General features: G+C 71.5%; 9 protein-coding genes and 1 pseudogene. 7 read left to right on the plus strand and 3 right to left on the minus strand.

The window, feature by feature from the left end; all coding sequences use genetic code 11:
* Window positions 1-95: 95 nt before the first annotated feature.
* The gene (locus tag BDW27_RS15165) at window positions 96-1,031 is read right to left on the minus strand and encodes a hypothetical protein (protein WP_370446512.1); all 936 of its coding nucleotides are present in this window, start codon (window positions 1,029-1,031) and stop codon (window positions 96-98) included.
* A 1,425-nt stretch (window positions 1,032-2,456) separates the two neighbouring features.
* Here BDW27_RS15165 and rplM point away from each other — a divergent pair.
* The 4 genes from rplM to BDW27_RS15185 all read left to right on the plus strand — a co-directional run bounded on the left by rplM (window position 2,457) and on the right by BDW27_RS15185 (window position 6,140).
* The gene (gene rplM / locus BDW27_RS15170) at window positions 2,457-2,906 is read left to right on the plus strand and encodes a 50S ribosomal protein L13 (protein ID WP_017542977.1); all 450 of its coding nucleotides are present in this window, start codon (window positions 2,457-2,459) and stop codon (window positions 2,904-2,906) included.
* A gap of 37 nt (window positions 2,907-2,943) precedes the next feature.
* Window positions 2,944-3,453 carry a 30S ribosomal protein S9 gene (gene rpsI, locus BDW27_RS15175; RefSeq protein ID WP_017542976.1) on the plus strand — a complete coding sequence of 170 codons (510 nt, stop codon included), beginning with the start codon at window positions 2,944-2,946 and terminating at the stop codon, window positions 3,451-3,453.
* Window positions 3,454-3,616: 163 nt separating this feature from the next.
* Window positions 3,617-4,954: a phosphoglucosamine mutase gene (gene glmM, locus BDW27_RS15180; protein WP_017542975.1), complete on the plus strand. Its 1,338-nt coding sequence runs from the start codon at window positions 3,617-3,619 to the stop codon at window positions 4,952-4,954.
* 157 nt (window positions 4,955-5,111) lie between these two features.
* Window positions 5,112-6,140, plus strand: coding sequence for an ROK family glucokinase (locus BDW27_RS15185; protein ID WP_110049747.1), 1,029 nt, complete (start codon window positions 5,112-5,114; stop codon window positions 6,138-6,140).
* Between the two features lie 3 nt (window positions 6,141-6,143).
* On the opposite strand, the pseudogene BDW27_RS15190 reads toward BDW27_RS15185, so the two are convergent.
* Window positions 6,144-6,738: pseudogene (locus BDW27_RS15190) on the minus strand (Uma2 family endonuclease).
* Between the two features lie 202 nt (window positions 6,739-6,940).
* Here BDW27_RS15190 and BDW27_RS15195 point away from each other — a divergent pair.
* From BDW27_RS15195 to BDW27_RS15205, 3 genes are all read left to right on the plus strand, one after another.
* Complete coding sequence (locus tag BDW27_RS15195; protein ID WP_017542972.1) at window positions 6,941-7,714, plus strand: SDR family NAD(P)-dependent oxidoreductase; 774 nt, start codon at window positions 6,941-6,943, stop codon at window positions 7,712-7,714.
* Between the two features lie 9 nt (window positions 7,715-7,723).
* Window positions 7,724-8,488: a crotonase/enoyl-CoA hydratase family protein gene (locus BDW27_RS15200; RefSeq protein WP_110049749.1), complete on the plus strand. Its 765-nt coding sequence runs from the start codon at window positions 7,724-7,726 to the stop codon at window positions 8,486-8,488.
* Between the two features lie 135 nt (window positions 8,489-8,623).
* Window positions 8,624-9,724 carry a DUF6716 putative glycosyltransferase gene (locus tag BDW27_RS15205; RefSeq protein ID WP_110049750.1) on the plus strand — a complete coding sequence of 367 codons (1,101 nt, stop codon included), beginning with the start codon at window positions 8,624-8,626 and terminating at the stop codon, window positions 9,722-9,724.
* Window positions 9,725-9,727: 3 nt separating this feature from the next.
* On the opposite strand, the gene BDW27_RS15210 is transcribed toward BDW27_RS15205, so the two are convergent.
* Window positions 9,728-11,863 (minus strand): acyltransferase family protein, encoded by a 2,136-nt coding sequence (locus BDW27_RS15210; RefSeq protein ID WP_110049752.1) that lies wholly within the window; start codon window positions 11,861-11,863, stop codon window positions 9,728-9,730.
* Window positions 11,864-12,071 lie beyond the last annotated feature (208 nt).

Consider the following 12,071-nt stretch of genomic DNA (forward strand, 5'->3'; position numbering starts at 1 on the left):
AAGTAGAGCTGGAAACGCCGGACGGCGCCACTCTGGGGTCCACTGTCTGTGGACAACCAGGGTGGCGCCGTCTTCGTGTGCGGGTCCGGGCCCCGTCAGGCGCGGTCGTCGGCGAGTGCCCCGTGCACGGTCTCGATGAACCCCTCGCCGATGTCGCGCAGCTCGGTGGCGTCGCCGCCGTCCTCGGAGCCCTCGTCGCTGCCGTCGCTGTTGGCGGACAGGGAGAAGAGGAGGTAGCGGCCCCACTGTCCGCTGCTGCCGTGGCCGCCCGAGTAGCCGAGGCGTTCGGCGGGGGTGCCCTCATCGCCGGGCAGCCCGGCGAACCACTCCGCGCCGACCAGGTCCTGGGCTCCCAGAGCGGTCTCGGCCTCGGAGTCGCTCGGCATGGCGGCGATCCCGACCGTGACCGCGTGGTTCTGGTCCTCGCTCAGGTACGAGGCGCGCACCAGTTGGCGGCAGTCGTTGTCGGCGAGCACCTGGCCGTAGTCGCCGTGGGTACCCGCGGCGCAGTCGTCGCTGTCGTCGACGGCGACCCGGCTGAACGTGCCCTGGCCCTCGACCTCGATCTCCTCGGGGAAGAGGCCGTCCGCGGCGAGGGCCCCGGAGTCGGCTCCCTCGTCGGAGACCGGGGTGGCGCCGGAGCCGCCGGAGCCGAAGTAGAAGGCGCCGCCGCCAGCGATCGCAAGGAGGGCCACGAAACCCGCTCCCATGAGGACGAGCTGGGTCCGGGGCCGCTTCCGCGCGGGCCGGTCGTCGTAGTCGTCGTAATCGTCGTACTCGTCGTAGTCGTCCCGCACGCTCTGGACGTCGAACTGGGCGGTGTCGGCCCCGGCGTCCTCGGGCACCTCGTCCCGGTAGAGCGGGCGGTTGGCGCCGGAGGGGCTGGCGGCGGGAACCGCGCGCAGGTTCTGGGTGGCGCCCATGGCGTCGTCCGGGAAGACCGGATCCTCGGCGGGCCTGGGCGGCTCGGGCTGCTGCGCGGGGTAGGCGGGCGGACGGTTGCCGCCCGAGGGCGCGCCGTGCGGCGGCATGCCGGGCGCACCCGGGCCTCCGGGGCCGCCGGGAGCACCGTGGGCGCCGGGGGGAAGGGAGTTCGGCGGGGGCGGGATGGGCCCGCGCATGGACGGCTGGCCGCCGGTGGGCATCGCCTGGGGCGCGCCAGGCGGAACCTGGGGACCCGTGCCGGGGTGTCCCGGGCGAGGTCCGGGCTGATCCGGGTGGTGGCCCGGATGCTGTCCGGGCGGGGGCTGCGGTGGACGGCCCTGCGCGTGCGGGGGCACCGGGGCACCCTGCCCGGGGTGTGGCGCGCCGGGAGGCAGGGGCTGGCCGGGGTAGGGCTGGCCCGGCGCCTGCGGTCCCGCGACCGGACGCCCGGGGCCCTGCGGGCCGCCCTGGGGCGCCCCCGGGGGCACGTTGGGGCCGCTCTGAGTGAGATGTCCCATTCCGGGGTTGCCGCCGGTGGGTCCGGCCGGGCCTCCGAACGGGGGTCGTCCCTGCTGCGGGCCGCCGTGGTGCGGCGGCGCCTGCGGACCGTTGGGTCCGGTGTGCTGCGGGGGTTGGGGGCCGCTGTGTGCTCCGGGAACGCCCTGCTGGCCGGTGCCGCCCTGCGGGGGTTGGGGGAACTGGCCGTGCGGGGGAGGGCCCGGAGCGGGCGGCGGCGCCTGCGGGCCACTCGGACCGGCGTACGACGGGAACTGTGGGCCGGAGGGGCCCGCGGCGGGCGAACCGTGCGGCCACTGCGGTCCGGATGTGGAATGCTGGCCGTCAGACTGGGAGGGCGCCCCGAGCAGGTCCCGACCGTCGCCTGCCTCCGGCTGGAGAGGTCGTCCGTCTGGGCCGTACTGAGGCGGGTTCGGATGGGTGCTGATGGGAGTCTCCGAAGGCTCTGGGAGTGGGACTGGGTCGCGGCTCGCCGTGGCCCGTGGCCTGTGTCCGCCTCGTGGCTTTCGTACCGGTTAGGCGGACGCTCGGCGATCGTGACGGGCGTCTCCAAGGTGCGGGGCACCGCCCGTGGTACCGGGCGGATACCGGCCTTTCGGTGCAAGCGTAACCAACGCGCGGGCGAGGGCAGGACGAAGCACTCCCGGCGACAGGCATAATAAAAGGCGGAGAGGTCACGGATGTGAACCCGTCCCGGCGCTTTCCCGCCAGACGTATCCCATCGGTCGGCTCTGCGCGCGCTTTGACCTGCGTTAGGGTGGACAGGTAGGGTATTTCGTCGTTGTGCGTTGAGTTGCCGTGGGCCCCAAACTCCCGAAGCTGGGTGCCGATCCACGCACCATCGTCTGCGCACTCACGACCGGGTCGTCCTGATTGGACATGGGACATCCGGCCAAGTAACAGCCCCGCACCCGCGGGGGCTGTTCGGCCCCGCACCCGTAGGGGTGTTCCTTAATACGAGTCCACCATCCCGTTCGGGATGGGGCAGCCGACTGGAAGAGCGAAGGCGAACGATCGTGCGCACATACAGCCCCAAACCAAACGATGTCCAGCGTCAGTGGCACGTTGTCGACGCTACCGATCTCGTGCTCGGGCGTATGGCGAGCCAGGTCGCCACGCTGCTTCGGGGCAAGCACAAGCCCTACTACGCGCCCCACATCGACACCGGCGACTTCGTCATCGTCGTGAACGCCGAGAAGGTCGCCCTGACCGGCAAGAAGCTGGAGCAGAAGCGGGCCTACCGGCACTCCGGTTACCCTGGTGGTCTGCGTTCGATCGCGTACGCCGACCTGCTGGAGAAGAACCCCGAGCGCGCCATCGAGAAGGCCGTCAAGGGCATGCTCCCCAAGGGCTCCCTCGGTCGTCAGATGGGCAAGAAGCTCAAGGTGTACGCCGGTGCGGAGCACCCGCACCAGGCCCAGCAGCCGGTTCCGTTCGAAATCAAGAAGATCGAGCAGCCCGCGTAGGCGTTCGCAGACTTTTACAGGAAGCACGAGGATAACCGTGGTCGAGCCCACCGGCATCGAAGACGTCGAGCAGGAAATCGCCGAGAACCCGGAGGAGTTCCCCTCCGAGTACACGAGCGAGTCGGACGAGACGACCGCCGCCTACGTTCCCACCGCGTCCGGCCCCAGCGCCGGTACCGGTCGGCGTAAGCAGGCCGTCGCCCGCGTTCGCATCGCCCCCGGTTCGGGCGAGTGGAAGATCAACGGCAAGCCGCTTGATGTCTACTTCCCGGACAAGGTCCACCAGCAGACGGTCAAGGACCCGTTCGTCTCGCTCGGGTTCGACGGCGCCTACGACGTCTTCGCCCGTCTTGACGGCGGCGGCACCAGCGGCCAGGCCGGCGCCCTGCGTCACGGCATCGCCCGTGCGCTGGCGACGCTGGACGCCGAGAACAACCGTCCGACCCTGAAGAAGGCCGGCTTCCTCACCCGTGACGACCGCGAGGTCGAGCGGAAGAAGGCCGGTCTCAAGAAGGCGCGCAAGGCTCCGCAGTTCTCCAAGCGCTAATGCTCATGCGCCGACTCCTGCGCGGCTGAGCTTTCGCCCGTACGTCGTCCCTCTGTCGGGGACGGCGTACGGGCTTTTGGTTTTTCCGGTGGCTTTCTCCGCCACGCTGAACTTCACCGGCGCCGGCTCTCTCCGGTGCCGCTTTCGAAAGGGGCTGTCGCCTGTGGCTCGGCTGTTCGGAACCGACGGCGTACGCGGTCTCGCGGGACGAGACCTGACCGCTTCGCTCACCTTGGAACTGTCCATCGCGGCGGCGAGGGTCCTGGCCGCGACCGACGGTGACCGTCGACCGCTGGCCGTGGTCGGACGCGACCCACGCGCGTCCGGGGAGTTCCTGGAGGCCGCGGTCGTCGCGGGTCTGGCGAGCACTGGCGTGGACGTGGTCAAGGTCGGTGTGCTGCCCACCCCGGCCGTGGCGTACCTCACCGGTGCCCTGGGCGCCGACTTCGGCGTGATGCTCTCGGCGAGCCACAACCCGGCCCCGGACAACGGGATCAAGTTCTTCGCCCGGGGCGGGCAGAAGCTTGAGGACTCTCTGGAGGAGGAGATCGAGGGCATGCTCGGCGTGCCCTCGACCCCCGCCGTGGGTGACGCGGTCGGCCGCGTCACCGAGTCCCACGACGGTGCGGAGCGGTACACCCAGCACGTCCTGGACTCCCTGCCGCACCGCCTGGACGGTCTCAAGGTCGTCATGGACTGCGCCCACGGCGCGGCCAGCACGGTCGCCCCCGAGGCGCTGCGCCGGGCGGGCGCGGAGGTCATCGCGATCGGTGACCGGCCGGACGGGCACAACATCAACCAGGGGTGCGGTTCCACCAGCCTGGGGTCCCTCCAGGAGGCGGTGCGGCTGCACGGCGCTGACGCGGGTATCGCCAACGACGGCGACGCCGACCGCTGCCTGGCGGTGGACTCCGAGGGCAACGTGGTGGACGGCGACCAGATCCTGGCGATCCTGGCCACGGAGGCCAAGGAGGCCGGGCGCCTGGAGAAGGACACCCTCGTGGTGACGGTCATGTCCAACCTCGGTCTGAAACTGGCGATGGCGCGCGAGGGCGTCGCCGTGGTGGAGACCGCGGTCGGTGACCGCTACGTGCTGGAGGAGATGAAGCGCGGCGGGTTCGGGCTGGGCGGGGAGCAGTCCGGCCACGTGATCCTGCTGGACCACGCCACCACCGGCGACGGTCTGCTGACCGGTCTGCACCTGCTGGCCGCCATGGCACACCGCGGGCAGGGCCTGGCGGAGCTGGCCAAGGTCATGACGCGTCTGCCGCAGATCCTCATCAACGTCCCGGACGTGGACAGGTCCAAGGCGGCCGAGTCCGAGGAACTGGCCGCCGCCGTACGCAAGGCCGAGGCCGAGCTGGGCGAGACTGGCCGGGTTCTCATCCGGCCGAGCGGGACCGAGCCGAAGGTCCGCGTGATGGTGGAGGCTCCCGAACAGGAGCAGGCCGCGGCCGTGGCCGAGCGCCTGGCCGGGGTGGTGCGCACCGCTCTCGGGTAGGGGCTCTTCCCACGATCCCTGCGCGCATCCGGGCACACAACGGCCCGGGTGCGCGTTTTCGTGTGTGTGCGGTGTGGTGGGGCGGGCCCGGACGGGCCGGTCCCTAGGGTCGGATGACCGGGGCCGTGCGGTCCCCGGCCGGTGGAGTGGAGCGGGCATGATGACGGACGCACGGTACGGGCACTCCCTGACCGTCGGTGTGGACATCGGCGGTACGAAGGTCGCCGCCGGGGTGGTCACTCCGGGCGGGAGGGTGCTGGCACGGCTGCGGACGGAGACCCCGGAGCGCAGCAAGAGCCCCACTGTGGTGGAGGACACGATCGTGTCCGTCGTGTCCGAGCTGCGCAGGGAGTACCGGGTGCGGGCCGTCGGCGTGGGCGCCGCCGGGTTCGTCGACGAGCGCCGTTCCCGGGTGCTGTTCGCTCCTCACCTGTCGTGGCGTGAGGAGCCGCTCAGGGACGCGCTGTCGGTGCGCCTGGGGCTGCCCGTGGTGGTGGAGAACGACGCCAACGCCTCGGCGTGGGCCGAGGTACGGGCCGGGGCGGCGCGGGGTGTGGACGACGTCGTGGTGGTGAACCTGGGGACGGGGATCGGCGGGGCGATCGTCCTGGGCGGTCAGCTCAGACGCGGGCGGTACGGGTTGGCGGGGGAGTTCGGTCACATGACGGTGGTGCCGGGCGGGCACCGCTGTGAGTGCGGGAACCGGGGCTGCTGGGAGCAGTACGCGAGCGGTAACGCGCTCACTCGTGAGGCCCGTGAGCTGGTGAGGTCGGAGTCCCCGGTGGCCGAGGTGCTGTGGCAGGCGGTGGGCGGGGACCCGGCGCTGATCACCGGGCCGCTGGTGAGCGAGCTGGCCCGGAAGGGGGACCGCGCCTGCCGTGAGCTCATGGAGGAGGCGGGCGGGTGGCTCGGCGTGGGGCTGGCCAACCTGGCGGCCGCCTTCGACCCGGAGCTGTTCGTGATCGGCGGGGGCGTGTCCGAGGCGGGGGAGCTGCTGCTGGACCCGGCGCGCGGCGCGTTCGCGAAGAGTCTGACCGGTCGCGGCTACCGGCCGGAGGCCCGTGTGGTCGCCGCCGCCCTGGGCAACGAGGCGGGGCTGGTGGGCGCGGCCGATCTCGCGCGCGAAGCCCTGCCGAGGGGGAGGAGGCGTCGCCGACAGCCGCGCCTGGGCAGGGCCCGGTGGTGAGCGTCAGCGCCGAGGAGCCAGCGCCCGCACGTCGACGTCGATCGGGAAGGGCACGTCCAGCTTGAGCCGTTCCCGGGCGATGGTGGTCGGGACGTAGCGGGGCGCGGCGGTTCCGTCGAGCTCGTACACGTGGATGGCGGGCCCTTCGTCCTCCTGCTCGATCCGCCAGAAGTGCGGGATCCCGGCCGCCGCGTACTTCATCGGTTTGGTGGTGCGGTCCCGCTCCCGGGACTCCGGGGAGACGATCTCGATCGCGATGAGCACGTCCTCGGGTGGGACGTGGGTGGCCCGGTACCAGTCGAGGTGGTCGTCCTTCCCCTCCTCGAACTCGTAGACGAGGATGTCGGGCTCGGGGCGCTGGTACTTGCCCAGCTTCATGGTCATCTCCAGAAGGATGTCGACGTTCTTCGGTGCCGCTTCCTCCAGAGCGTTGGCCAGGTGGCGCATGACGTGCGAGTGAAAGCGGGTCTGGGGGAAGCAGGACGAGCGCTCCGTCGATGAGTTCCATCCGGGGTACCCCCGGAGGAAGTTTGTCCATGTCATCAGCGGTCCAGCCCCCGGGCGGGGTGAGGAACCAGTCGGGGAGCGGCTCGGCCATCGAATCCTCCTGGGTCGATTCCTGGGGCCACTCTAGTGTCGCTGTTCCTCGCATGACAGGAAGGTGGCGCTGAGTGACGACAGAAGAACACGCCTTGCTGATACCCGCTCTTGCGGGTTCCAACGGCGCTGGTCACGGTGCTACCCGCGATTAACCGAACCCGGTTCTAGTGCGCGGGTCACATTCTCTGTAGAGTGCGGCCATGGATCTCAACGGAATCTCCGCCCTCGTCTCGGGCGGCGCCAGTGGCCTCGGTGAGGCCACCGCCAGGGAACTCGCCTCCGCCGGTGCCACCGTCGTCGTCGCCGACCTCAACGCCGAGCGCGGCGAGGCGGTCGCCAAGGAGATCGGTGGCGTCTTCGTCTCCACCGACGTCTCCCAGGAGGACCAGGTCAAGGCCGCCGTCCAGGCCGCGGTCGACACCGGCAAGCCCTTCCGGGTCGCGGTCTCCTGCGCCGGGATCGGCTGGGCCACCCGCACGGTGGACCGCAGCGGCAACCCCCACGACCTGGACAGCTACCAGAAGGTCATCCAGGTCAACCTCATCGGCACGTTCAACGTGCTCCGGCTGTCGGCCGCCGAGATCGCCAAGACCGAGCCGGTCAACGAGGACGGCGAGCGCGGCTCCATCCTCAACACCGCCTCCCTCGCGGGCATCGAGGGCCAGATCGGCCAGATCGCCTACTCCTCCTCCAAGGGTGGCGTGATCGGCATGACCCTCCCGGCCGCGCGCGACCTCGCCGCGATCGGCGTCACCGTCAACACCATCGCCCCCGGCATCCTGGAGACGCCCATCTACGGCGACGGCCCGGGCTCGGAGGAGTTCAAGCAGCGTCTGGCCGCCCCGGTGCCCTTCCCCAAGCGCCTGGGCACCGCCAAGGAGTTCGGCAAGCTCGCCCGGACCCTGCTGGAGGTCAGCTACGTCAACGGCGAGGTCGTCCGGATCGACGGCGCCCTGCGCATGCCCCCGAAGTAGGAGGATACCGTGTCCGACGAGGTTCTCTACACGGCTGAGGACGGCGTCGCCGTCATCACCATCAACCGTCCCAAGGCGAAGAACGCCGTGAACGCGGCGGTCGCGGCGCGCATCGCCGAGGCCCTCGACGACGTGGACGCCCGCAAGGACGTCAACGTCGCGATCATCACCGGCGCCGGGGGCACCTTCTGCGCCGGAATGGACCTCAAGGCCTTCATGCAGGGCGAGGTCCCCGTGGTCGAGGGGCGCGGGTTCGGCGGCTTCGCCGAACGCGGCCCGAGGAAGCCGCTGATCGCGGCGGTCGAGGGGTACGCCCTGGCGGGCGGGTTCGAGGCGGTGCTCGCCTGCGACCTGGTCGTGGCGGCGGACGACGCCAGGTTCGGCATCCCCGAGGTGAAGCGCGGTCTGGTCGCGGGAGCCGGTGGCCTGCTGCGCCTCCAGCACCGCATCCCGCGCAACATCGCGATGGAGTTCGCCCTGACCGGTGACTTCGTCGGCGCGGGGCGCTTGGCGGAGCTGGGCCTGGTCAACCAGGTCACCGAGAGCGGCGGCGCCCTGGAGGGCGCCCGAGCCCTGGCCGCCCGGATCACCCCCAACGGTCCGCTGGCCCTGCGGGTCTCCAAGGAGATCATCCAGGCCTCGGACGACTGGTCCACGGACCAGATGTGGGAGCGGCAGAACGAGCTGGCGGGCCCCGTGTTCGTCAGCCAGGACGCCATGGAGGGGGCGATCGCCTTCGCGGAGAAGCGCGACCCCGTCTGGAAGGGCGAGTAGCGCCCACCGGAACCGCGACGGCGGCCGTTCCCTGAGGGCGGCCGCCGTCCGCGTCCCCCGAACCATGAGTTCCGGAGTGGTCACTCTCCGTGTGTAGCCTGGGGTCTCCATCCCGAACGCCAAGGAGAAGGCTTCGTGACCCTCATTCCCACTGGGAGCCGCCCCGCTACCCGGGTCGGGGCGCCCACGATCCTGGCGGTGGCCGACACCTCGGAGCGGGTCGGACTCACCGTGGCCATGCTCGACCGGCTCTCCGGGGCCGGGACCACCGTCGGGCTCGCGGTGGCCCGCACCGACCGCACCCCCTCCCCGGCCCGTATCCGCGACGCGACCGAGGGCAGCCGCCAGGCCGGTCTGCGCGTGCCGGTGCTCACGGCGCGCCAGGTCCGCTCGCTGGTCCGGCGCCACCGCCCGGGCGTGGTGCTGCTCAACTGTTCCGGTCCGCTCGTGGAGACGCTGTCCTGCTCCCTGAGGTCCGTGCTGCGCCGGTACCGGCCGGTGGTGGTGTCCGCGCTGCCCGCGCTGTCACTGCCCGCGGCCGAGGGCGAGTGGCTGCACCGCTCCAGGGTCGACCTGCTCGTGGCGCACAGCCGTCGCGAGGTCGCCGAGTACTCCGCCTTGGGCGAGCGTCTCGGCGTCCGCGGCGAGGTGGGGCTGGGCAGCCTTCCTCTGGGCCGAGGCAACGCGGACCGGGGGACCCGGCGCGACCGGGTCGTCTACGCGGCCCACTCCGGGGCTCCGGACACCGAGCGGGGGCGCAGGAGCGTCCTGCTCGCCCTGACGGAGCTGGCCGAGAGCCGCCCCGACCTGGAGGTGGTGGTCCACCTCGGCCACGAGCCGGGGAACCGCCACCCGTTCGTGGAGTCCTGGCGCTCGTTGGTCCGGGCCGACCTGGCCGAGGACCACGTGCTGGTCTTCCGCTCGGGGCGGCTGTCCGACCAACTGGACCGGGCGCGCGGCCTGGTGGCGGTGGGTTCGAGCCCGGTGGTCGAGGCCCTCGCGCACCGGGTGCCGACCCTGGTCCTCACCGACTTCGGGGTGGGTCCGGGGCAGGGCAACGCGGTGTTCGAGGACAGCGGACTGTTCGGCACCCTGGCCGACGTGCGGGCCACCCGCTTCCGGCGGCCCAGCCGTGAGTGGGGCGAGCAGAACCACTTCCACCCGTCCGAGGACGACGACTGGGTGGACCGGCTGCGCGTCCTGCACGGGCGCTCGCTCCGGGGTGAGCTCGGCTGAGCCTCAGGACTGGTTGCCCTGCTCCTGCGCCGCCTCCTGGAGCGGCAGGGCGGCCTCGGCGAGGGTGAGCTCCGCCTCGGGCGCCCGGCCCGCCGCGGCCAGGAAGTAGGGCTCCATGACCATGGCCAGCGACTGGGAGAAGGAGTAGGAGAAGTGGTTGGTGTCGTAGTACACCAGCTGGTTCCCGATCACCCCGTGGCAGACCTCGTCCTGGCACAGGTAGTTGGTCATGTCCAGGAACCGGGTGTTGGGCGGGACGTCGGTGAGCTCCTCGTAGGGGGCCTGCGCCGCCATGGAGTTGGATCTGGGCTCCGAGCACTCCGAACGGTGGTTGCGGTCGGTGCAGTCGGGGACACGGAAGGAGAACCGGGGGGTGTCGCGGACCGCGACGACGTCCACGCCCCGGTCGTCGAGCTGGCGCCAGCGCTCGACGAAGCCCTCGGGGACGTGTTCGTCGGGCCCGGTGCGCACGCTGGTCAGTGAGCCCAGGGTGAAGACCGTGTCCGGCTCCAGGTCCTCCAGGGCGGCCATGACGTTGTCGTTCCACTGCGTGCACTCGGGGAACTCCGCCCCGCGGTACCGCTGCTCGTGCGCGCTGAACTGGCAGGCGTTCTTGGTCATCGTCACCAACCGCCATCCGTGCTGGTCGGCGAGGGTCTCCAGGGCCTGGAACCAGTGCCGCACGTGGGAGCTGCCCACCAGGGCGATCGTGTAGTCGGAGCGCACGTCGCCGAACTCGCAGGACACCACCTCGGGCTGGTTGATCAGCGCGTTGCACTCGCGGGTCTGGTTGATGGTGTCGCGGGCGACCGTGGTCGTGTCCGGGTAGATCGGCAGGGCGGGCAGGTTCCGCGCCAGGTCCTGGTCGAGGTGGACGGCGGCGCCCGGGTAGGCGAGCGGGTTGGAGCTCAGTTCCGTGCGCAGCTGCCGGTCGCGTTCGATCGACTGCCCCCACAGGGAGCCCGCCACCAGGACGGGCACGACGAACAGGATGCCCGCCGCGAGCGACCACACCGGGGTTCGCAGGCGCCGGGTGGCCCGCACCACGCCGCCGTCCACCAGCCAGCTGGTGGCCAGCGCCGCCGCGAAGGAGACGCCCAGTACGAGGAAGCCGCCGCCGAGGGTGGGGCGGTCCTGCCCGGTCAGCTCCAGGTGCAGGACGAGCACCGGCCAGTGCCACAGGAAGAGGGTGTAGGCGTGTCCGCCCAGCCAGGTCAGCGGGCGCGCGCACAGGAGGCGGTTCGCGGACAGGCGTCCGTTCTCCGCCCGGCCCGCGCCCGCGAGGATGATGAGCAGCGCCGCGAGAGTCGGCCACAGGGAGGCGTAGCCCGGATAGGGCAGGGAGTCGCCGATCACGAACCCGCACAGGACCAGCGCGACCAGCCCGGCCCACCCGGCGGCGGCGCGGGCCCAGCCCGGCAGGTCCACCCGGTGGACGAACAGCGCGAGCAGACCGCCCAGGGCCAGCTCCCACAGGCGCGCGCCGGTGTCGAAGTAGGCCCACACCGGTTCGGTCGAGGTGATCCACAGCGAGTAGGCGAAGGAGAGCGCGAACACCGCGCCCACCGCCACGGCGGCGCCCCGGCGGACCGTCCGGCCCAGCCGGACGGCGAGCAGCCCGGCGACACCGATCAGCACCGGCCACAGCAGGTAGAACTGCCCCTGCACGGCCAGGGACCAGAAGTGCTGGACGGGGCTGGCAGCGGAGTTCTCCGCCATGTAGTCGACCGACCCCAGGGCCAGGTGCCAGTTCCCGTAGTAGAGCGCCGCCGCCCACACGTCGTCGATGACGGCGGTCCACTGGGAGCGCGGGAAGTACGCGTGGGCCATCAGCAGGACCGCGCCGAGCACCACCGCCCCCGCGGGGAAGAGCCGCTTGACCAGCTTGGTCCAGAAGGCGGCGAGGTCGACGCGTCCGTCGCGCTCCATCGCCCGGACCAGCGACCCCGTGATGAGGAAGCCGGTGAGCAGCAGGAAGACGTCGACGCCGCCGGAGACCGTGCCGAACCAGATGTGGTAGACGGCGATCAGCAGGGCGGCGACGGCGCGCAGCCCCTCGATGTCGGGTCGGCGGCGGTTCCGGGGCGTCACGTGGGGCGTGACGGGGTCGGGGGCGCGGTTCAGGGCGGAAACGGACACGGGCCTGCCTCGGGCTCGAAGAGGTGAGGGCAGGGGTCAGCCGGGCCGTTCGGTTCGTGCGACGGGCACCAGGTGTGCGGTGGGGGCTGAGGGAGAAGCCCTGCCGGTCCAGTATCAGCAGCACCGGGGTGTGTCCCGTGTGAGGGACGGGCCCTGTTGTCGAGTCGAGATGAAATCTGTGTGAATGCGTATCCCTGAACAGGAAGAA

Origin of the sequence: Nocardiopsis sp. L17-MgMaSL7 (assembly GCF_003182025.1) — a bacterium.
In the GTDB taxonomy this organism is placed as follows: Bacteria; Actinomycetota; Actinomycetes; order Streptosporangiales; family Streptosporangiaceae; genus Nocardiopsis; species Nocardiopsis prasina.